The 21,498-nt window shown below is 53.7% G+C and carries 22 protein-coding genes; 14 read left to right on the forward strand and 8 right to left on the reverse strand.

Features of this window, described 5'->3' with window-relative positions; translation table 11 throughout:
- Positions 1-16: 16 nt before the first annotated feature.
- Complete coding sequence (locus tag PFRI_RS16825) at positions 17-352, reverse strand: M14 family metallopeptidase (RefSeq protein ID WP_072631867.1); 336 nt, start codon at positions 350-352, stop codon at positions 17-19.
- Positions 353-539: 187 nt separating this feature from the next.
- Here PFRI_RS16825 and PFRI_RS16830 point away from each other — a divergent pair, with 187 nt between their 5' ends.
- Together PFRI_RS16830 and PFRI_RS16835 are read left to right on the forward strand one after the other, a co-directional pair.
- Positions 540-1,514, forward strand: coding sequence for a fatty acid desaturase family protein (locus PFRI_RS16830; protein WP_072631868.1), 975 nt, complete (start codon positions 540-542; stop codon positions 1,512-1,514).
- Positions 1,504-1,821, forward strand: a complete 318-nt coding sequence (locus tag PFRI_RS16835) for a Rieske (2Fe-2S) protein (protein WP_072631869.1) — start codon at positions 1,504-1,506, stop codon at positions 1,819-1,821. The genes PFRI_RS16830 and PFRI_RS16835 overlap by 11 nt, the downstream gene beginning before the upstream one ends.
- Before the next feature lies 1 nt (position 1,822).
- On the opposite strand, the gene PFRI_RS16840 is transcribed toward PFRI_RS16835, so the two are convergent.
- From PFRI_RS16840 to PFRI_RS16850, 3 genes are read right to left on the reverse strand one after another with little or no spacing between them, the layout of a single operon-like run.
- Positions 1,823-2,509, reverse strand: coding sequence for an RES family NAD+ phosphorylase (locus PFRI_RS16840; protein WP_245812432.1), 687 nt, complete (start codon positions 2,507-2,509; stop codon positions 1,823-1,825).
- On the reverse strand, positions 2,506-2,916 hold the full coding sequence (locus tag PFRI_RS16845) for an MbcA/ParS/Xre antitoxin family protein (protein ID WP_072631870.1): 411 nt from the start codon (positions 2,914-2,916) through the stop codon (positions 2,506-2,508). Before PFRI_RS16845 ends, PFRI_RS16840 begins: the two co-directional genes overlap by 4 nt.
- Positions 2,917-2,941: 25 nt before the next feature.
- A complete protein-coding gene (locus PFRI_RS16850) occupies positions 2,942-4,123 on the reverse strand; it encodes a replication initiation protein (protein ID WP_072631871.1) in 1,182 nt (393 codons plus the stop codon).
- Between the two features lie 490 nt (positions 4,124-4,613).
- Between PFRI_RS16850 and PFRI_RS16855 the strand changes: the two genes are divergently transcribed.
- The 4 genes from PFRI_RS16855 to PFRI_RS16870 all read left to right on the forward strand — a co-directional run bounded on the left by PFRI_RS16855 (position 4,614) and on the right by PFRI_RS16870 (position 8,940).
- Positions 4,614-6,011 (forward strand): AAA family ATPase, encoded by a 1,398-nt coding sequence (locus PFRI_RS16855; protein WP_072631888.1) that lies wholly within the window; start codon positions 4,614-4,616, stop codon positions 6,009-6,011.
- Positions 5,998-7,104, forward strand: a complete 1,107-nt coding sequence (locus tag PFRI_RS16860; protein WP_072631872.1) for a ParB/RepB/Spo0J family partition protein — start codon at positions 5,998-6,000, stop codon at positions 7,102-7,104. Before PFRI_RS16855 ends, PFRI_RS16860 begins: the two co-directional genes overlap by 14 nt.
- 112 nt (positions 7,105-7,216) lie before the next feature.
- Positions 7,217-7,885 (forward strand): cupin domain-containing protein, encoded by a 669-nt coding sequence (locus tag PFRI_RS16865; RefSeq protein WP_072631873.1) that lies wholly within the window; start codon positions 7,217-7,219, stop codon positions 7,883-7,885.
- A complete protein-coding gene (locus tag PFRI_RS16870; protein ID WP_072631874.1) occupies positions 7,885-8,940 on the forward strand; it encodes a flavin monoamine oxidase family protein in 1,056 nt (351 codons plus the stop codon). Before PFRI_RS16865 ends, PFRI_RS16870 begins: the two co-directional genes overlap by 1 nt.
- Here the strand turns inward: PFRI_RS16870 and PFRI_RS16875 are convergent.
- Genes PFRI_RS16875 through PFRI_RS16885 form a run of 3 tightly spaced genes read right to left on the reverse strand, consistent with a single transcriptional unit; the run spans position 8,915 to position 12,464 of the window.
- Positions 8,915-9,844 (reverse strand): phosphotransferase enzyme family protein, encoded by a 930-nt coding sequence (locus tag PFRI_RS16875; protein ID WP_072631875.1) that lies wholly within the window; start codon positions 9,842-9,844, stop codon positions 8,915-8,917. The genes PFRI_RS16870 and PFRI_RS16875 overlap by 26 nt on opposite strands.
- Entirely contained in the window at positions 9,841-11,121 is a 1,281-nt protein-coding gene (locus PFRI_RS16880; protein ID WP_211317800.1) for an aspartate aminotransferase family protein, read from the reverse strand. The genes PFRI_RS16875 and PFRI_RS16880 overlap by 4 nt, the downstream gene beginning before the upstream one ends.
- Positions 11,118-12,464: an aspartate aminotransferase family protein gene (locus PFRI_RS16885; RefSeq protein WP_072631877.1), complete on the reverse strand. Its 1,347-nt coding sequence runs from the start codon at positions 12,462-12,464 to the stop codon at positions 11,118-11,120. Before PFRI_RS16885 ends, PFRI_RS16880 begins: the two co-directional genes overlap by 4 nt.
- 112 nt (positions 12,465-12,576) lie before the next feature.
- Here PFRI_RS16885 and PFRI_RS16890 point away from each other — a divergent pair, with 112 nt between their 5' ends.
- On the forward strand, positions 12,577-14,061 hold the full coding sequence (locus PFRI_RS16890; protein WP_072631878.1) for an aldehyde dehydrogenase family protein: 1,485 nt from the start codon (positions 12,577-12,579) through the stop codon (positions 14,059-14,061).
- Here PFRI_RS16890 and hpaR read toward each other — a convergent pair.
- Entirely contained in the window at positions 14,051-14,497 is a 447-nt protein-coding gene (gene hpaR, locus PFRI_RS16895) for a homoprotocatechuate degradation operon regulator HpaR (protein ID WP_072631879.1), read from the reverse strand. The genes PFRI_RS16890 and hpaR overlap by 11 nt on opposite strands.
- A 103-nt stretch (positions 14,498-14,600) precedes the next feature.
- On the opposite strand from hpaR, the gene PFRI_RS16900 reads away from it, so the two are divergent.
- Genes PFRI_RS16900 through PFRI_RS16930 form a run of 7 tightly spaced genes read left to right on the forward strand, consistent with a single transcriptional unit; the run spans position 14,601 to position 21,337 of the window.
- Entirely contained in the window at positions 14,601-14,990 is a 390-nt protein-coding gene (locus PFRI_RS16900) for a 5-carboxymethyl-2-hydroxymuconate Delta-isomerase (RefSeq protein ID WP_072631880.1), read from the forward strand.
- Positions 14,987-16,498 carry a 5-carboxymethyl-2-hydroxymuconate semialdehyde dehydrogenase gene (hpaE, locus tag PFRI_RS16905; RefSeq protein ID WP_072631881.1) on the forward strand — a complete coding sequence of 504 codons (1,512 nt, stop codon included), beginning with the start codon at positions 14,987-14,989 and terminating at the stop codon, positions 16,496-16,498. Before PFRI_RS16900 ends, hpaE begins: the two co-directional genes overlap by 4 nt.
- Positions 16,498-17,481 (forward strand): 3,4-dihydroxyphenylacetate 2,3-dioxygenase, encoded by a 984-nt coding sequence (gene hpaD / locus PFRI_RS16910; protein ID WP_072631882.1) that lies wholly within the window; start codon positions 16,498-16,500, stop codon positions 17,479-17,481. The genes hpaE and hpaD overlap by 1 nt, the downstream gene beginning before the upstream one ends.
- 15 nt (positions 17,482-17,496) lie before the next feature.
- Positions 17,497-18,894, forward strand: a complete 1,398-nt coding sequence (locus PFRI_RS16915) for a pyridoxal phosphate-dependent decarboxylase family protein (protein ID WP_072631883.1) — start codon at positions 17,497-17,499, stop codon at positions 18,892-18,894.
- Positions 18,891-19,748 carry a fumarylacetoacetate hydrolase family protein gene (locus tag PFRI_RS16920; RefSeq protein WP_072631884.1) on the forward strand — a complete coding sequence of 286 codons (858 nt, stop codon included), beginning with the start codon at positions 18,891-18,893 and terminating at the stop codon, positions 19,746-19,748. Before PFRI_RS16915 ends, PFRI_RS16920 begins: the two co-directional genes overlap by 4 nt.
- Positions 19,745-20,545 (forward strand): 2-oxo-hept-4-ene-1,7-dioate hydratase, encoded by an 801-nt coding sequence (gene hpaH / locus PFRI_RS16925; RefSeq protein ID WP_072631885.1) that lies wholly within the window; start codon positions 19,745-19,747, stop codon positions 20,543-20,545. The genes PFRI_RS16920 and hpaH overlap by 4 nt, the downstream gene beginning before the upstream one ends.
- A gap of 12 nt (positions 20,546-20,557) precedes the next feature.
- The gene (locus PFRI_RS16930; RefSeq protein ID WP_072631886.1) at positions 20,558-21,337 is read left to right on the forward strand and encodes an aldolase/citrate lyase family protein; all 780 of its coding nucleotides are present in this window, start codon (positions 20,558-20,560) and stop codon (positions 21,335-21,337) included.
- The last annotated feature ends 161 nt before the right edge of the window (positions 21,338-21,498 follow it).

The following is a 21,498-nucleotide window of genomic DNA, read 5'->3' on the forward strand; positions in this document are numbered from 1 at the left end:
TCAGACAATTTCCGCGTCATAACCCATGAAAAAATTCGGGTTTTGGGGTAGCAGCGGTATAATAAGCAATCTGCTCAGAAATACTCCCTAACGGATCCCCCGGAAACGCACGGTTCAGGTTCACGCCGTCTAGCGGCGAACACCGCTCAGACGCACGCACCGCAGTCGCGTTCAAAGCCGGCACAATGATGATTTGCCCGCTGATATCCTTGAGCGACAAATCATCTACCAAACGCATCAACGCAGACGGCCCTTCAAACTCATCCCCATGCGTGCCCGCGATCATCAGCGCCACAGGCCCATCGCCATTCTTGAAACTAATGATCGGCACAGGATGATAGCCGAGCGGCACGGAATTATCTGATCACTTCACCCGTAGATCGCCCATCTGACGACCCATACCATCCAGATCAATCGTCGCAGTTATCGCGCTTTTCATGTCAATTTCCTCACTTGGCGTTGTCGCCCAAAGACCTACATGTCACACTATCAGGGAACGATTTTCCCGCAGCTTAATCAAGCGCGCAAGGATGCAAAACATGACACGTGAAGTCCTCACCCCCGTCACCCAAGCCCTGCGCGATGGCACGATCACGCGCGCGGAACTCAAAGCGCTGATGCAACGCTCTAATACGCCTGCGTTCATCCATCTCAGCATCTGGATCGCCGCGCTTTGCGCCACCTCAGCGCTCATCGCGCTCACCTATAATACACTCTGGATCTGGCCTGCGATGTTCATCCACGGCGTCATCCTCGTGCATCACTTTTCGTTGCAACATGAATGCTGTCATTACACCGTGTTCAAGACCCGTTGGCTCAACGATGTGGTTGGCAATATTTGCGGTTTCATCATCATGCTCCCTAATCGCCACTTCCGCTACGAACACTGCGACCACCACACCCACACGCAAGTTCACGGCGATGATCCTGAACTGATCCCTTTGCCGAAAACCCTCGCTGGGTACTTCTGGTATCTCTCTTCTATCCCTTACTGGCGCAACAAATTCACCGAACTTTTCCTACACACACGCGGACACCTCACCGATCAAGAAAAGCACTTTGTCCCCAAGGAAGAGCACGTCACAATCATCTGGGAAGCCCGCATTATGCTGATGCTCTACACCACTATCATTGCGATTTGCGCGCTGACGAATTGGTGGGCGCCCATCTGGTTCTGGTGGCTCTCTGTGGTGCTAGGCGAGCCTGTGATGCGCTTCATTCGCATGACCGAACATGTAGGCAAACCCTGCATTCGCGAGATGACAGAGAACACGCGCACCAACTATGTGATGCGCCATATGCAATTTCTCAGCTGGAACATGAATTATCACGCAGAGCACCACTATGCGTCCTCCGTCCCCTACTACGCGCTTCCGAAATTGCATGAGAAAATCAAACATGTGATCGAGGTTGAACCGCGTGGCTACGTCGGTGCGCACATCGATATTTTACGCCAACTCACAGGTCGCTCGACACGTGCCGATGCCTTGGAGCAAGCTTCAAATGGCGCGTGAAAAAAGCTGGCAAGACGCGCTGCCTTTGACGGACTTACTGAAAGCCGATGCAACTCCCGTCACCCTTGGCACGCGTGAGATTGCTATTTTTGACACCAGCGACGGCATCACCGCGGCCTACGCGCGCTGCACCCATGGCGCCGCCAATCTGTGCGATGGGTATTTCAACGGCACGCACATTGAATGCCCTCTCCACCAAGGTCTCTTTGATGCGCGCACAGGTGCTGCGAACGCCGCTCCTGCCCGTGTGCCCCTGCGCATGATCGAGGCGCGTGTACAGGGCGAAATGATCCAACTGTTCTTGTGAGTTAATCCTCAATCACACGAAAAACTGCCCCGTTCGTGCGATCCCTCACCAAATCCACCCGCGTCCCGTTCCAATGATAATCAAGGTGGCGCCCTTGCACAGGATCTTTGGCCAAGTCTGGATAAAACAGCGCTGCACACTCACCCTTCGTGCGTACGCTTGGATAGCAGATCCCATCCCTACCCGCTCGATATTGCGCTGCACCTGTTTGTTGGCTTGCACCATAATCGTTGGGGGCAAGTTCAGCGAGCGCGCCTTGCCCGCGCAAATCATGCAACTCTGCATCAACATCCATCGTCAATTCGCGAAATTGCGAGGTCCAACCAGCAGCTTCATCCGTCGCGCGCATAAACTGCGCATGATGATGCATGGTTTCGTGCAAAGCCGTATCAAAGTCGCGCGCCACATATAGCACGCCAAACGATCCATCCGAAAACCGGCTCGGGCGATCCGGGCTCGCATGCGTAAACGGTGCCATCAAATAAGATGCACCCGGTCCAGAAACTCTGCGCGCAGGTGGAACCTTATCGAGCGCGCCGATGCTCTCCATCAATCGCGGGTTGCTCTTTTGCTCTGCGGAAATCAGCAGCGGCCAATCGGCTGGGTCGGCGATGTCTTCAAAAAGGTCGATTGGCGGGTAAATACTTCGAATGATGCGCACAGCGCCTTGCCAAACAACATGGCTCACCAGGCACCGCGCTCCGCATCCAAGTATCGTCGCACACGCATCAAATCTGTTAACTCACCACCCAGCATAACAGTCAAAGCCGATTGGCTTTGGAACGCTGCATTGGGTGTTTTGACCCAATCATAGCCGCGTTGTGCGTCCGTAAAAATCAACCGCAGCGCCTTATGAATACCAATCAAGTTCGAAAGCCGCGCCTTGCCATCACGGCTCAAGCGCCCTTGCGTGCCGCTCTTCCAGCGTCGGTATGTACGAAGCGGCATATCCAAAAGTGTCGCCGCTTCTTCATCGGCTAGCTGCCATTTCTGAAACAAGTTCAAAATCGCACGAAACATGGCGCTGCCCTCCTCATCCGTGATCGGATCAGGAACGAAATGGGACGGATCAATATTAAGACGCTGTAATGTCATATGACATTATTTATCACTTTTAATGTCATGTGGCAACATCTTCGAAAGCATTCGGAAACAGCTCTCTCCAGAAAGCCTCAATCGCATCGCGGTTCAGTGCAGACATCCAGCCGTGGCGCTCAAAATCATCACGCTCATTGGCTTGCGTGAGGGAACTCATAAACAAACGCTTATCCGCATCCCGTTGCGTTGGCGTTCGCCCATTAACGATCTGCTGCACAGAAGCCAGCGTCTTCGCTCGCGCGCTTTTAGCAACCTGTTTCACAGGTTTTTCCGGCTTGAAATCATCACGCAACGCAGCGGTCAAATATCCCACAGGAGAACGCACATCATCCTGTGCCTCCACATATGCAAGCTTTTGCGCAACCACATCTTCACCATGTTGCGTGATCCATTGCCGCGCGAGCCGATCACTTACGCCCATCGCGCGAAGACGATCATAAACAGGCGCTCGTCGCAGCCCCGTTCCATCATCCAGATCTAAAATCGCAAGCTGCGGGTTGGGCTTTATTACGAACCTAATATCCGTCACCGCCCTGCCCCGTTTTCGGGTTTCAGCGGTCACAATAATATTGCTCGATTTATTCACTTCCGCGACCGCAGGCTTAATGATCTTCGCGTTCAGATGTTTGTAGGTCTGATAATACGCACTGTCCTCAACCCCCATCAAACGGCGAAACGTATCAAGCGGCCACCAACCGGTGCTTCCCGTCCGATGAAACCGGTAGCAATTTTCGTACAATGCCAGCGCATGGCCGCTCGTAAACCTGCGCTGAATGTTCAAATTAATCAGCGCAAAGACTTTCGGATCCGCAAGTTTCTCAGCCAACGCAGGCGAATACGCATACTCGCAAACGCCACCCTTAAGCTTGGCGTAGCTCAACAAACTCGACACACCCCACTCTTGCGCCCCATCCGCGCCAAGCATGTCCCACTCTGCAACCGTCTCTGCGAGGCCCCGCAGCGACCCTTTCAACGTGTCAAAGTCATTCGAATTGTAACCAACCATCATGCACAAAGTACGCGCGTCCATCTCAAACTTCTGCGCATCGCCCAGCCGATCATACGCATTCAACAAGAGCACGTTAGAAAGCTTTCGTTGCAATAACGTTAATTTCCCAGACACATGGATCGCCGCCACATGTTTTTTCACAGACCCCCGCCGCAGTGCGCCAGTCAATTTGTCCTTGGGTATATCACCTTGCATGAATAAGGTACCTCTGCTCACGGCTCTCTTTGGAACCTTTTATGAGTCATTGCTAACACCAAAAGCACCTCGTTTCAATCGCTCCATTGGTGCTTTAATGGTAGCTAAACCAAGTCTTGGCTCACCCTAAAGGTACCTGAATACAGGACGCCTGAATCTAATCGAAGCCAGCAAGATCCCGTGTTAGACCCTAAACCGCCCGTTAGACCCTATATCCTGCGAATCGGTACCTTTTATCCTGCGCTGAGGCGCTTTTGATCCTGTAGCTTGGTACCTTTGCACCTGTATCAAGGCACCCAAACGTATCTAAATATCTGATACTATTGAATTTAAATGACGCAAAGTCTATAAAGAGTCTATACATATTAAAACAGACCAGGTGATGCTTTCTTTCATCTCAAACATTCTTAGAAGAGTATTTCCGTTTTCTGACATGATGTGCCATTCTTTGCATAATATACCAAAGAAAAAAGAACATGAGACAAGCAGCATGACCACATCAGGCAAACAACCTATCCCTCCTTATTTCGGCATCGACCCGGAACGTTCCGCCGCGAAACTCACTCAACCTATCGATACTGCGCGATTCGCGAAAGCAGCGGCTTTCGCAGCACGTGGTCGTGACGAGCTCGCTAAAACAGGCCACGCACCAGATGGCAAAAAGCAGCTCAGGCGCTTCTCCACATGGGAGGTTTGCCGTTATTTGATCCCTGTTGCGCCCGCTCATTTCCGCCGCGTCCTAAGAGCAAATCCAGACCTCCCTCAAGGCACGGGAGAGGGCAATTCCAAATGGTTTGACCTCTCTGAAATTATGGACCTGCGCGTCCATTTCGCTGCCGAAGGCGCTGCAAACCGTGAGTATCAGCCTTACAAACCCGAGGGTGCGCAGGCCAAAACCATCGCTGTTGCGAATTTCAAAGGTGGCGTTGGAAAAACATCAACTTGTGCGCACTTAGCTATGTCTGCCGCGCTGGATGGTTACAAAGTATTAGTAATTGACCTCGATAGTCAGGGCTCGCTCACCAGCATCATGGGCGGCACTGTCAGCGATGAATGGCAGACCGCTTTCCCGATCCTCGCGCGTGATTTCGCGCAACATGTCCAGGCGGAAAACAAGGTCCGCGTTGCGCGCGGTGACCCTGAAATCCCGCTTGATGAAACCTTAACAGAAGCCTTGGAGGTTTCGCCGCGAAACCTCGTACAGGAAACGCATTGGCCGAACATTGACTTGATCGGCGCGCAACTGAACCTTTATTGGGCTGAATTTCAGATCCCAGTTTGGCGCATGCAAGGGCGTGGTTGGCAACTCTGGGATGGCTTGACAAACGGGCTTAATGACAGCGGCCTTCTTGATGAATACGACCTGATTTTCCTCGATACCCCCCCTGCCCTTGGCTACCTCACGATCAATGCGCTCGCTGCGGCTGACATTCTTCTTGTGCCGCTTGGTGCATCCTTTCTTGAGTTCGACTCCACCGGCCGTTTCTTCGACATGCTCTACTCTACCTTCGCCAGTATTGAGGATGGTGAAAATGCGCAACGCCGCCAGCAAGGGCTGCCAGAAATCAAGTTCGAATGGGACGCTGTGCGCACGCTCATCACGCGTTTCGATGCGAACCAACAGACCGATTTGGCCAATGTGATTCAAGCTTATTTTGGGGATCTGATGACGACATTTCGCCAAGATGTCACCGCGATGATCGGGCAAGCGGGCGAGCAAGTGAATGGGATCTACGAGGCTGATTACCGTGAATTTAACCGCGATACATATGTTCGGGGTCGCGAAACGTTCGACCGCACCTGGGCGGAAGTGAAAGAAATTATCGTCGGCGCATGGTTTAAGGACCAAGCCGAACAACTGAAGGAGAGCGATCATGGCCAAGCGTAGAAAAGTTGCCGTTCCCTCGGAAGACGACTTGAATCAAATTGAAGAGAGGTTTCGCCGCGAAACCTCCACGCGCTCCGGCATGGCACCTATTAGCCAGATTAGCGCTGACGCCGCGCTCGCGAGCAGCCCTTTGGATGTTGAGAGCCGTGCGGCCAACGCAAAGCTCCAAGCTGACTCCGATGCGCTTCAAACTTTGCGCTCTGAAGGGCGTGAATTGCTCGCTATTCCACTCGATCAAATCGATCCGCGCGCGATGATCCGCGATCGTACCTTGATCAATGCGGATGAAATGAAAGAGCTGAAAGACTCCATCGAAGCCCATGGTATGCGGCTCCCGATTGAGGTGTTTCGCCGCGAAACCACCGCCGACAATGCTGCGCCTTTTGGTCTGCTTTCTGGCTTTCGTCGTTACAACGCTGTGCGCGAACTTGCCTCGCAGAATGACGACCCCAAGTGGCAAAAAATTACCGCGATTGAACGCGATCCAGAAGCGCTTGGTGGCGCGATTACTGCGATGGTGGAAGAGAATGAGATCCGCTCTAATCTGTCCCACTTCGAGCGTGGCCGCATCGCGGTTGTCGCCGCGCAGCAGGGTGTTTTCGCCAATACCGAAGAAGGGGTAAACAAGCTTTTCGCCGTCGCTTCAAAAGCGAAACGTAGCAAAATTCGCGCTTTCGCTTTGATATTTGAAGAGTTGGGCGACCTTCTGATTTACCCTGAAGCGCTGAAGGAACGCGATGGATTGCGCCTTGCCAATGCGCTACGAAACGGGTCGGAGGCGGACCTGCGCGATGTGCTTTCGCGCGGTACTTTTGAGAATGCAGAGCATGAATGGGATGCGCTCGAAGCAGTCATTGAGGCGCAAGAAACTAAGTCGCGCAAAGATCCTGCGCGTGGCGGACGCCCAACAGGTTTCGCAGCGAAACCTTCTTGGCAGGGCGATACGCGCGTTTTGTCCTCTGGTGTGACCCTGCGCCATGCGCGCGACAGCAACGGTCATATGATCCGGATCGGGGGTAAAGCGCTTGATAAAGACTTGATTGAAAGCGCGATAGAACACCTCGCTTACCTGCTCGAAAAACCTGACGACTAGGCAAATAGGTTTCGCGGCGAAACCTATCACAAGACAGTGACGCGATTTCAAGACCCCTTGCGCCGCTGCCCAAAACACCCTTTCTAGGTCGAAGATTTTGAAAGGGCACTTCATGGAACTCAACGCAGATTTCACCGCTCCGGTCATCGTTCACTCCGAACAACTCGACTGGATTGCGTCCCCGATGAAAGGCGTTGATCGCCGCATGTTGGATCGGATTGGCGATGAAGTTGCACGCGCGACGAGCATTGTGCGCTATGCGAAGGGCAGCAGCTTTTCGGCTCATACGCATACAGGTGGCGAAGAGTTCATCGTGCTCGACGGCGTTTTTCAAGACGAGCATGGCGACTATCCCGCTGGCACCTATGTGCGCAATCCCCCGACGACTGCACATACACCCAGCTCTGCTGAAGGCTGTACAATCTTCGTGAAACTTTGGCAGTTTGACATGGAAGATCGCGTGCAGTTTCGCAAAACGATGGCGGATGAAGTTGGTCCTTTCGTCGATGGTGTCGCGCATGCCAAATTGCACAGAGATGCGCGCGAGGCGGTGAATTATTCTGTGCTGAACCCCGATGCTGTTTTGGAGAATTCAGAGAGTGGCGGTATCGAAATCTTGGTGCTGTCTGGTTCGGTGAGGTTTCGCGGCGAAACCTTAGGGCAGGGCGCTTGGCTTCGTTTGCCTGATGGCGATGTGCTTAATTTGAACGCCGATAGCGAAGGCGCAACATTTTGGATGAAGACCGGGCACTTACCTTTCGCCAAAGCGCCAAATGTTTAATGTCTGAACGCACACTTATAATTGGCGGTGGGCTGTCAGGTTTGGCGCTTGCGGAAATGTTGGAGCGAGACGGGCGCGATTACGTGTTGCTCGAGGCGCGTTCGCGCTTTGGTGGCCGGATCAAGACAGAGCATTTGGGTGATGGCTATTTCGACATGGGTCCTGCTTGGTTCTGGCCTGCGCAGCCTAGGATCGCGGGTTTGATTGCGCGGTTTGGGTTAGAGAAGTTTGATCAATATGCGTCAGGTGAGTTAACCTTTGAAGACGAGCAAGGCCATGTTCAAAGGGGCAAGGGTTTTTCTTCGATGGAAGGATCTTGGCGTTTGAAGGGTGGTTTGTCTGCTTTGTCCGAAGCGCTGGTTGAGCGAATTCCTGAGACGAAACGGGCGTTAAATTCTGAAGTGACAGCGCTCGCTTATGACGGTTCCAACATCACGGGGAGGTTTCGCGGCGAAACCTCCGTCTTTGATAAAGTGGTGTTTGCAATGCCTCCGCGTGTTGCTGCGAAAGTCAAATTTGAACCCGCTTTGCCTGACGACGTGGTGACAGCATTAACCAACGTTCCTACCTGGATGGCGGGCCAAGCCAAGGCCGTGGCGGTCTATGACACGCCCTTTTGGCGCGATGCTGGCCTATCTGGCGATGCAATGAGCCGCCGTGGCCCGATGACCGAAATTCATGACGCTTCTCCGGAAGTTGGTGGACCTTATGCGTTGTTTGGTTTCATCGGTGTTTCGCCGCGAGACCGTGCAGATGAGCAAGTCTTAAGGCATCATATTGTCGCGCAATTGACCCGTCTATTTGGTGAGCCGGCGGCAGAGCCAAAAGCTTTGTTTCTGAAGGATTGGGCGTTCGACCCTAGGACAGCGACCGAAGCGGATAAGGCGCCGCTCTATGCGCACCCGACCTATGGTTCGCCGCGAAACCTAATCGGGCTTTGGAACGGGCAGTTGATCTTTAGTGGAACAGAGGTTGCGGAGCAGTTTGGTGGGTATTTAGAAGGTGCTTTGGAATCGGCAGAAAAGTCATTTAATTTATATTTTTCAGATACTTAGTTAATTCTAAGGCTGTATTTATGAACCGTGCATTACGGGCCTGCCCACCCTTGTCATTCATACGTGATATGTTCCATCCGACATAGGTCAAAGCACGCAAAAGCATAAAGAAATCAAGCAGTTCTAGATTGATTTCGCGTTTGTTTGTGTATCCTTTGATCAAAGCAGCGCGCAGGGCAGGGTAGTCGGGATCGCGCGTGAATTTCAGTAAAGCAGTGGCAATCTCAAACAGCCGATACCCATACCCACCATCGTCAAAGTCAATGAACGTCAGGCGCTGAGCATCATACATCACGTTGGTTGGAACGAGGTCGGCGTGGATCAGACCATAGTCCAATGTCTCTTCATGGCGGCTTAAGAGAGCGTTCGCTTGGGTGCGGACCTGGCGGAATAGCGTTTGTTCGTTTGTGCTAAGCTGAGGGTTCTCCCAAAAGCGATCCCAAAGAGGCGTTTCGCCGAGAAGGCCGTCGCGATTCCATGCGGGACGGGTGAACGTGTCGGGTGGTGTCCACGCGTCGCTGATGATGTGAAACTTGGCCATGTTTTGGCCGAGTTGGTAGAAAATGCTTGCTCGGTTTTCGGATGGGAAGTGCTCGGAAAGCGGTGCGCCGCTTAACCACGATAGAGCGTCTATTTGAGTGTTATCGATCGTTAGCAATGTCTTGCCAGATAGGGTTGGGATGGGGCTGGGGGCGTTTAGATCACCCTTTGAGATTGCTGCCATCCAATCGAGTTCGGAACGCAGCTCTGCATCACTGCGGTAGCCGATGCGGTGAAGGCGCAGCGCATAGGTTTCGCCGCGAAACCTAACGCGGTAAACGGCGTTTTCGCGTGCGGCGACGAGGGTGTAATCAGCGCCGTGCCAACCCCAAAGCGGTAGCGCTTTTTTGACAATAGCGTTCATAGAGCCTGCGTTAGGACGTCATCGAGCGTGTCGAACAGAAGATCAGCATTGTCGATTGAGAACGGCATGGGTGGCCGAATTTTGAGGGTGTTCTTGTGGCGCCCAAGTTTGGAAAGGATGATGCCACGATGACGCATGGCGTTGATGATCTTATCGGTGAAATCGCTGGCGGGCGCTTTGGTTTCGCGATCAAGAACAAGCTCTGCGCCAAAGACGAGACCGGAGCCGCGAATGTCGCCGATGATCTGATGCTTGTCTTGCAGCTTGGTTAATCGAGCACGCGCATATTTGCCGACGGTGTCGGCGTTTTCCATCAGGTTCTCAGCGTGCATCTCTTCGAGAACAGCCATGGCAGCGGCGCAGGAAACCGGATTACCACCGAAGGTATTGAAATATCGATAGCCTTCGCGAAAGCGTGCAATGATGTCCGTATTGGTCACAACGCCACCAACAGGATGGCCGTTTGCCATGGGTTTGCCCAAGGTCACAATGTCAGGTGTAACGCCCATTTTCTCATGCGCCCACATGTGCGTACCGACGCGCCCAAAGCCGGATTGGACCTCGTCACAGATGAGCAATCCACCGGCATTGCGCACAACGTCTGCGGTGGGTTTGAGCCAGCCATCAGGGTTGTCTGGAAAGCCCTCGTTCAGGAAGTAAGGGCAGATGAGGAGCGCGGCGAAACCTGTGCCATGTGCCTCTAGTGCGGCGATCTGTTTTGCAACGTTCTGCGCGAAAATTGTACCGTCAGGATCAGGGGTGCGGTAGCTGTCGGGGGCATCGACGAAGCGGAAATATTGCTCAAGGCCGAAGCCGACTTTCGGCACATTGCTTTGACTGAGTTGGCTCACGAGAGAGGTGTTGCCGTGGTAGGTGGCATCGGTGGCGATGATACCGCGTTTGCCTGTCATGCCCTCAGCCATGCGCAAGGCAATGTCGTTGGCTTCAGAGCCTGTGCAAGTGACTATTGCGCTGTTTAGAGACTGATTCATCGTGCCTGTGAGGCGCTCGATGTAGTCGAGGATCCCGTCGTGCAGATAACGCGTGTGGGTGTTGAGCGTGCTGGCTTGGCGACATATTGCGTCGACCACGCGAGGGTTGCAGTGACCCACGTGAGGGACGTTGTTATAGCAATCGAGGTATTTGCGCCCGTCAGCATCCCAGAGCCAAACGCCCTCACCCTTAACAAAATGGACAGGGTCGTCATAAAAGGTTGCGACGTTCGGGCCCATGAGGCGGGCCCGATCTTTGATGAGCTGATCTGTGGAGCGTATCACGCCACTTTGAAACCTGCTTCGATGCCGTCGAGCAGCGTTTGCGCATCCGCTTCGGTCAGCACCAAAGAAGGCGAAAGGATCAAGTTAGGGCCTGAAACACGCACCATCGCACCGTTGTCGTAAGCCGTGTCTTGGACGATCTGTGCGCGCACTGCATCAACGGGTTTTTTGGTGGCGCGATCAGAGACCATTTCGATGGCTGTCATGAGACCGTGCCCCCCACGCACATCGCCAATGATGTCGTACTTCTTTTGCAAAGCGAGACAGCCCTCATAGAGTTGAGTGCCGCGCGCGGCGGCGTTTTCGATAACGTTGAGACGCTTGGTTTCAGAGAGACAGGCCAGCGCAGCAGCGGCCCCAACGGGGTGACCAGAGTATGTGTAGCCGTGGCCGATCTTGGCGTTTGGATTTCCCTCAAACGCCTCGACCATGCGATCACCGAGCATGACGGCACCGAACGGGAAATAGCCGTTGGTGATGGCTTTGGCGGTCGCCATCATGTCAGGCTTGATCCCCCAAAGACGTGCACCAGACCACGCACCTGTACGACCGTAGGCGGTGATGACCTCATCGGTGATCAAAAGGATGCCGTTGCGATTGCAGATTTCTTGCACCATTGGCGCGAAAGATTTGTGCGGTGGGATAACGCCACCTGCGCCCAAGATCGGTTCCATGATCATCGCAGCGATGGTGTTTGCCCCTTGGAAGGCGATCTCGTCCTCAAGCGCTTGGACGCAAAGCTGTGCGAGCTTTTCCGGGTCGGCCTCGTTGAACGGATTGCGGTAGGTGTAGGGTGCTGGGATGTGGAAGCAGCCGGGCAGGAGGGGTTCGTAGGCAGTGCGGAAATTGGCGTTGCCGTTGACGGATGCGCCGCCCATATGCGTGCCGTGATAGCCTTTCTTGAGGCTCAAGAATTTGGTGCGGCCCTGTTCGCCACGCAGCTTGTGATACTGACGGGCAAGGCGCAACGCGGTTTCAACCGAATCGGAACCACCAGAGGTGAAGAACGCGCGGCTGAGACCATCGGGAGCGAAAAATTCGCCAAGCTCATAGGCAAGTTCAATCGCCACATCGTTGGTCGTGCCGCGAAACGTCGAATAATAGGGCAGGGTGTCGAGCTGCGTTGCCATCGCGTCTTTGATCGGCTGGCAGGAGTAACCAAGATTAACGTTCCACAGGCCGCCAACGCCATCGACAACAGTGTGCCCGTCGATATCCGTGATGTTCACGCCGCTCGCGCCTGTGATGATCTTGGGTGGATTTTCAGCGCTGTCTTGCGGAGAGGTCATAGGGTGCCACATTTGGCGCGCGTTGTTCTCTTTCAGAAAATTAGAATCTTTCATGATGCGGTATCCAATATGTGGGGTTTTGGGAAATTTTGACAGAGTATGCCAGTTAGGACAATATGTTTTTGAACCAACGGTTCTATAATTGAACCGACCAAGGAGAGATGAGATGGATCAGAGCAAGATTAACGCGTTGCGCGCAGAACCGGTTGCGACACGCACGCATATCATTGGCGGCGAACATGTGCCTGCGTCTGATGGCGATTTGATGGACATTCTCTCGCCTATTGATGGGCAGGTTTTGACGCAAACAGCGAAGGGGACTGTCGCAGATATGGAGGCGGCGATTGGTGCGGCGCGCGCAGCCTTTGAGGACAAGCGGTGGGCGGGGCAACCCCCGGCGGCGCGTAAGAAAGTGCTGATGAAATGGGCCGATTTGATCGAGGCCAATGCGTTGGAACTGGCCGTTTTAGGCGTGCGCGACAATGGCACAGAGATCAATATGGCAATCAAAGCCGAGCCGGGATCAGCAGCGGGTACGATCCGTTATTACGCGGAAGCCTTGGACAAGATTTACGGTGAAATCGCTGCGACGCCATCGGACATCTTGGGGATGATCCACAAGGAGCCAGTGGGTGTTGTCGGCGCGATTATTCCTTGGAATTTCCCGATGATGATCGGTGCTTGGAAATTGGGACCAGCCTTGGCGATGGGCAATTCAGTGGTGTTGAAACCGTCGGAAACCGCGTCGTTGTCGCTGATGCGCATGGTGGAATTGGCGCATGAGGCGGGCTTGCCCGATGGTGTTTTGAACGCGGTCACGGGCGAAGGCGCAGTCGTGGGCGAGGCGATGGGCCTGTCGATGGATGTGGACGTTCTGGTGTTCACCGGGTCAGGCGGGACAGGGCGGCGCTTGATGGAATATGCGGCGCGTTCGAACATGAAGCGGGTCTATTTGGAGTTGGGTGGGAAGTCCCCAAATGTGATTTTCGCGGACGCGCCGAATTTGGATGAGGCGGCGAAGGTTGCTGCGGGGGGCATTTTCCGCAACTCGGGACAGGTCTGTGTGGCTGGTTCGCGGCTCTTGGTCGAGGCATCGATCCATGATGAATTTGTCGCGGAAGTGGCCAAGGCGAGCAGTGCGATGAAGGTTGGTGATCCTTTGGATCTTGGGACTGCGATTGGTGCTGTTAACTCTGAAATCCAGCTGAAAGCGAACCTTGGGTTTGTAGAAACAGCGCGCGCCGAGGGCGGTGATGTTGTCCTTGGGGGGAGCCGAATTTTGCAAGAAACAGGCGGCTATTACATGGAACCGACGATTGTGACGGGGGTCACAGTTGATGCGACTTTGACGCAAAAAGAGGTGTTCGGTCCTGTGCTTGGCGTGACTGCGTTTGAGAGTGATGAAGAGGCGGTGCGCCTTGCGAATGCGACCGTTTACGGTCTGGCGGGTGCTGTTTGGACATCGAACCTGAGCCGTGCGCATCGCATGGTGAGAGAAATCAAAACAGGCTTGATGCATGTGAATACATATGGCGGCGCTGATGGGACTGTGCCGCTGGGGGGTGTCGGTCAATCGGGGAATGGAAGTGATAAATCGCTGCATGCGATCGAGAAATACATTAACCTCAAGACCGCGTGGATCAAGCTCTAGGTTGCTTGGAACCCGGGTCTAATTGTTCAAGCAAGTCGAGCAGTTGCTCATAATTTTTATCGCCCAGAGTTTCGCGAAAGCCAACGACTATTTGTGCTGATTGATCGGTGTAGTCGTCGATCAGTTTTTGGCCGGCTTCGGTGATTGTGATGATCTGGCGGCGTCGGTCTTTGTCGTCGCGCTTTTGGCTGATCAAACCCTTGTTGCGCATGGTCGTCGCGATGCGGGTGAGGCTAGGGAACAAAAGCGATGCGCGATTTGCGAGTGTTGATGTGTCGAGCGCGCCAAATTCGCTGAGCACACGGAGCACGCGCCATTGTTGTTCGGTGATGCCTGTTTTGGTGAGCATTTCACGAATAGGAAACATCACGCCTTCGCGCGCGCGAATCAGCGCAATGGGCAAAGAGCGCGAGGTGTTGGGTAGCTTTGACGTCATGGTCTGTGTGTTTTGCACTATGTTTGCACGTCTGCCAAGTCATGCTTGACAACTCTGCGGTGCATTCCTTAACTTGATAATAGTTAACATGTTAAGGAATGACGTGCCGCACTTTCAAATTGAGTATTCCGCGAACCTTGAAGCGGTGGTTGATGTGGGCGCGCTTTGCGAGGCGATCCGCGCAGAAGCAGTGCAGATTGATGCGTTCCCTCTGGCAGGTGTGCGCGTGCGCGCGACGCGTGTGGATCATTATGCGATTGCCGATGGCAATGCGAAACATGGCTTTATCGACCTGTCTGTGCGTCTGCGCGAGGGACGTGCGCAGGATGTGAAAGAAGCTGCAATTTTACGCATTTTTGCAGTGATGAAGAATTTTCTGACACCTGCGATGGGCGCGCATTCCATAGCACTATCTGCAGAAATGCGTGACATTGATGCGTCGCTTTCCCCGAAATTTGGTACGATCAGAGACCACTTGGAGACCTCCTTATGAGTACACTCGACGATAATATTGCAAAACTAAGTGGCTTTCTTGGGCGCTTTCGCGAAACAGGCATTCAAAACCGTATTGGCGGACAGGATGTTGTGGGATCTGGCGGTGTGTTTCAGGCGCACTCGCCTGTGGATAAATCGCTAATTTGCGACGTCGCACATGGGACGGCCGTTGATATTGATCGAGCTGCAAATGCGGCGTCTGATGCGTTTGCGGATTGGCGCGATATGCCGGCGTTGGAGCGTAAGAAGATTCTGATCCGCGTGGCAGAAGGGATTGAGGCGCGCGCCGAAGAGATTGCGTTGTGCGAATGCTGGGACACTGGCCAAGCGCTGAAATTCATGTCGAAAGCGGCATTACGTGGCGCTGAAAACTTCCGCTATTTTGCAGATCAGGTTGTGCAGGCACGTGATGGACAGCATTTGCAATCGCCCACCTTGATGAACGTCACGATGCGCAAGCCGATTGGGCCTGTGGGGGTGATCACGCCCTGGAATACGCCGTTCATGTTATCAACTTGGAAGATCGCGCCAGCGCTCGCGGCGGGCTGCACTGTGGTTCACAAACCAGCCGAAGCATCGCCCCTGACCGCGCGTCTTTTGGTGGAGATTGCTGAGGAAGCAGGACTGCCAGCGGGTGTCTTGAACACGGTTAACGGATTTGGCGAAGGCGCGGGAAAAGCGCTGTGTGAACATCCCAAAATCAAGGCGATCGCGTTCGTCGGTGAAAGCGCGACAGGCTCGCTGATCACCAAGCAAGGTGCGGATACATTGAAGCGCAATCACTTGGAGTTGGGTGGTAAGAACCCTGTGATTGTTTTTGAAGACGCGGATCTTGAGCGCGCGCTCGATGCGGTTATTTTCATGATTTATTCGATCAATGGAGAGCGCTGTACATCGTCGTCGCGGTTGTTGGTTCAGGATACCATTCGCGAAGAGTTTGAAGCGAAATTGGTGGCGCGCGTGAATAACATCCGTGTTGGTCATCCGCTTGATCCCAAGACAGAGATTGGGCCGCTTGTCACGGAAGAACACTTCAATAAAGTGACCAGCTATTTCGAGATTGCGAAGGAAGATGGTGCGACTGTTGCGGCGGGTGGTGAGGTTGTTGGCGATGAAGGTTACTTTGTGCGCCCAACGCTTTTCACCAATGCGAACAATGGTATGCGTATCGCTCAGGAAGAAATTTTTGGTCCTGTTTTGACCTCTATTCCGTTCAATACGGAGGAGGAAGCGCTGAGTATGGCCAATGATACAGACTATGGTTTGACGGGGTATTTGTGGACCAACGATCTTACCCGAGCGCTGCGGTTTACGGATAAGTTGGAGGCCGGAATGATCTGGGTGAACTCTGAAAATGTGCGCCATCTGCCCACCCCGTTTGGGGGCGTTAAAGCCAGCGGGATTGGTCGCGATGGCGGCGATTGGTCATTCGAATTCTACATGGAGCAGAAGCATATCGGCTTTGCGACAGGTCAACATAAAATCACCAAATTAGGAGCGCTCTGATGCCGGTTCCAGCCCCAAATCTATACCCGGATTTCAACACCATTCGCTTGTCTCACGCATGTTTGAACGTGAAGGACCTCGCGGTTTCGAAAGAGTTTTACACCAATATTTTGGGTCTCCAGGTTACCGATGAAAACGACACGCACGTTTACCTTCGCGCGATGGAAGAGCGGGGGCATCACTGTATCGTTCTACAAAAATCGGATGATCCTGGCACGGTTGAGGTGATGGGTTTCAAGACATTTGATGAGGATGATCTAGACAAAGCAAAGGTGTATTTCGAGGGCAAAGGGCGACCTACGTCTTGGGTGGATCGCCCGTATCAGGGACGCACTTTGCTGACCTCTGACAATATGGGCATTCCTCTGGAATTCTATCACAAGATGGATCGTTTAGAGCCGATTCACCAGAAATACGCGCTTTACCGTGGCGTGAAACCGCTGCGGATTGATCACTTCAATTGCTTTAGTCATGATGTGGATGCCTCTGTTGAATTTTACTCTGATTTCGGGTTTCGCGTGACGGAATATACCGAGGACGACGAGAGCAAAAAGATCTGGGCGGCGTGGATGCATCGCAAAGGTGGCGTGCATGATATGGCGTTCACCAACGGCACTGGACCGCGCATGCACCATGTTGCGTTTTGGGTTCCGACACCGCTCAATATCATCGATTTGCTCGATCTGATGGCGACGACGGGGCATGTGGATAACATTGAACGCGGACCCGGACGGCATGGCATTTCGAACGCCTTTTTTCTTTATATTCTCGACCCTGATGGGCATCGGATCGAGATTTATTGCTCTGACTATCAAACGGTCGATCCAGATATGGAGCCGATCAAATGGGACTTGCAAGACCCGCAGCGTCAGACGCTTTGGGGGGCTGCTGCGCCGCGCTCTTGGTTTGAGCATGGAACAAGGTTTGTAGGTGTCGACACGCAAGAGTCACAAATCGCGGCGAGCCCGATCATCGCGCCATAAAGTAGGGACAATTTGATGGATTGGGACGAATACGCCCATTGGGGCAAAAAGATTGCTGATTGGAGCGCAGATTATCACAAAGGTCTGCGTGACCGCCCTGTGCGTGCGCAAACCGCTTATGGTGAGATCGCTGCACAACTGCCGAAATCACCGCCTGAAGGCAGTGACATGATGGAAAACATCATGGCGGATTTCGAGAATATCGTGATGCCGGGGATCACCCATTGGCAGCATCCGCGTTTTTTCGCGTATTTTAATTCTAACGCTGCTGCGCCGTCGATGTTGGCGGAGTTGCTGGTCACGACAATTGCCGCGCAATGTATGCTTTGGCAGACGTCGCCCGCCGCGACCGAAGTTGAAGGCGTGATGATTGATTGGCTGCGTCAGGCAATGGGTCTTAACGAAGGTTACACGGGCGTTATCCAAGATAGTGCGTCCTCTGCGACGCTGTCTGCGGTGCTCACTATGCGTGAACGCGCGCTTGGGTATACGGGCAATCAGGACGGCTTGAACGGCAAAGGCAATCTGCGAATTTATTGCTCTGAGCAGGTCCATTCCTCGATCGATCGCGCGTGTTGGGTGGCGGGCATTGGTCAGGCGAACTTGGTTAAGATTGCGGGCACAGGTGAACGGTTTAGTATGGATGCGGGTGCTTTGCAGGTGGCCATTAATGCGGATCGCGCGGCGGGGCATACGCCCGCTGGGATCATTGCTATTACGGGCGGTACTGGCATCGGTGCCTGTGATGATCTTGGAGCAGTTTTGAAGGTCGCGCAGAGCGAGGATCTCTATACGCATCTTGACGCTGCATGGGCAGGCGCGGCGATGATCGTGCCTGAATTCCAGCGAGATTTCTGGGCAGAAGTTAACGGATTTGATAGCATTGTGTTCAATCCGCACAAATGGCTTGGCGCGAATTTCGATTGCTCTGTGCAGTTCTTGCGTGATGCGCAGCCGCAGTTGAATACGCTCAAAATCGAGCCGGAGTATTTGAAAACCACAGGTGAAAGCGTGGTTAATTATTCTGAATGGACGATTCCTTTGGGGCGTCGTTTCCGCGCTTTGAAGCTTTGGTTTTTGATCCGTTCCTACGGATTGGAAGGTTTGCGGATGCGCATTCGCAATCATGTGCTTTGGGCCGGTGAAGTTTGTGAAGAGATCCGCAAACTTGACGGGTTTGAGATTGTGACAGAGCCGATCTTGAGCCTGTTTTCGTTCCGGTGTCCCGGCGATGATGAGATGCAGCAACGCTTTGTTGATGCGCTTAATGATGACGGGCGGATTTATATCACGCAGGGCATGTTTGAAGATCGGCGTATGATCCGGTTTCAGGTGGGTCAATTCGATACAACACGCGAGGACGTTATGATGGCGCACAGCGTGATTAAGGAAGTTTGGGAGTCTATGTCATGAATTTTGCAAGCTTTTCTGCCGATGGGCAGAGTTTCTATGGTGCTGTTGCAGAGGGCGGCATGGTCGCGCTGAATTCGGTGTGTCCGCAGTGGCCGACCTTGCTGGATGTGATTGAAGCGGGGGCCCTGGCGGAGCTGGAAAAGGTCGCAGAGGGGCGTCCAGTCACGCATGAAGACTATGAGTTCGAGATGGTTTTGCCCAACGCGAAACGTATTCTTTGCGTCGGCGTGAACTTTCCTGATCGCAATGCGGAGTATAAGGATGGCACGACTTCGGCGCCTAAATATATGTCGTTGTTTCCGCGTTTCGCGAGTGGGTTTACGGGGCATAATCAGCCCTTGATTAGGCCACCTGAGAACCAGACGCTTGATTATGAAGGGGAGGTGGCAATTGTCATTGGCAAGGCGGGTCGCCGCATTGCGCAAGATGATGCTTATGACCACATCGCGGCGATCACGATCTGTAATGAAGGCACAATCCGCGATTGGGTGCGCCATGCAAAGTTCAACGTCACGCAGGGCAAGAACTGGGATCGATCCGCCGCGATGGGGCCTTGGTTGGTGCCGTTCAAGGAAGCATCTCAGCTTGATGACGCGCGGATCTTAACACGTGTGAACGGGGAAGTTCGTCAGGATGATGTGCTCAGTCGCATGATGCATCCGATCCGGCGCGAGATCGAATATATCTCGACCTTTATGACGCTTCAGGCAGGGGATATTATTGTGACGGGGACGCCTACAGGGGCTGGTGCGCGCTTTGATCCGCCGAGGTATCTGAAACCCGGAGACGTGGTTGAGGTTGAGGTGAATGGCATCGGAACCTTGGTTAACACTGTGGCTGATGAAGTGCTATGAACGAAGGTGATCACGCGCAAGCAGCGACTGATTTATTAGCGGCTGAGAAGTCGGGTGAGCAGATTGGTTTGCTCACTCTAAAGCATCCTGAAATGGGGATGGATGACGCCTATGCGGTGCAAAACGCGATCTATCGCGCGAAGCTGGCAGAGGGGCGCAAGGTTGTCGGTTGGAAGATTGGTCTGACCTCGAAAGCGATGCAATATGCGTTGAACATTGATATTCCCGACAGTGGAATTTTGTTCGATGACATGGTTTTCGCGCATGGGGCGGTTGTCCCTCAGGGACGATTTATTCAGCCGCGCATTGAAGCTGAAATTGCGTTTGTGATGAAAGCGCCAATTGGTGGCGCGGATGTCACGCGCGCCGATGTGATCGCCGCTACTGACTATGTCGCCCCCTCGATTGAGATCCTCGATACACGCATTTTGCGCGCTGATCCCGCGAGCGGCGTGACGCGTAAAGTCTATGACACGATCAGTGACAATGCCGCGAATGCGGGCGTTGTTCTGGGTGACAAACAGCACGCGCCGGATGCGTTTGATCTGCGTTGGGTCGGGGCGATTACCTCGCGCAATGGCGAGGTCGAAGAGACGGGGCTTGGGGCCGGGGTCTTGAATGATCCGGTTGAAAGCGTCGTCTGGCTCGCCCGTCGCATGGCGCAATATGGGCAGAGCATTGAGCCCGGTCATATCATTCTGTCGGGTAGCTTTATTCGCCCTGTTGAATGCCCCAGTGGCAGCAAGATTAACGCTGATTTTGGACCGTTCGGCCAAGTCGATATTTCATTCGCTTAAAGGAAATTAACCATGCCTGCACCGCATAATCCGTTCAAAGCTGCGATCAATAAAGGGGAGCTGCAGGTGGGCTGTTGGCTTGGCCTTGCGGACGCGTATGTGGCGGAGATCAGCGCCAGTGCTGGCTTTGATTGGGTCTGTGTCGATGGGGAGCATTCGCCGAATGATCTGCGTTCCATTATGGCGCAGTTGCAGGTGCTTAAGGGAAGCGGCACGCATGCGATGGTGCGCCCACCTGTGGGCGATACGGCGCTGATCAAACAATACCTTGATGCGGGTGCGCAAAGCCTGCTGATCCCGATGGTGGAGAGCGGCGCGCAGGCGCAGGCGATGGTGGATGCGGTGACCTATCCGCCGCATGGCGTGCGCGGTGTTGGCTCTGCTCTGGCGCGTGCGTCTGACTTTTCTGGGATCGCCGATTACCTCACCACGGCGCGGGACGAGATTTGCTTGATCGTGCAGGTGGAGAACCGTTTGGGCATGGACGCGCTCGACGATATTCTCGCGGTGGAGGGGATTGATGGGGTGTTCATCGGTCCTGCGGATTTGGCGGCGGACATGGGGTTCATCGGTCAAGCGGGCGCGCCTGAGGTGAAGGCGGCTGTGCTTTCTGCGATTGAGCGGATTGTGAAGGGTGGCAAGGCTGCAGGCATTCTGACGCTGGATAAAGAGCTGCAAACGGCGTGTCGCGCGCTGGGTGCGAGCTTTATCGCGACGGAGATTGATGTGACTTTGTTCGCTGGTGGGATGCGTCGGGCTGCTGCTGGATCGAAGGCGCATTTGGCGGTGTAGGGTGCTGCTTTGGGTTGAATTCGATTTTGAGATTGATGCTGATTAGCGGTTAACGGGTTTTATGTGATTAACGTTGAGGTTGAAACAGGAGGCATGCCCAAGGTCTTGTGTGGATGGCTCCCTTTTTGCAAGTCCTTTTTCGCGCATGGTATTTCGTCAGA

Origin of the sequence: Planktotalea frisia, assembly GCF_001890925.1 — a bacterium.
GTDB classification, from domain to species: Bacteria; Pseudomonadota; Alphaproteobacteria; order Rhodobacterales; family Rhodobacteraceae; genus Planktotalea; species Planktotalea frisia.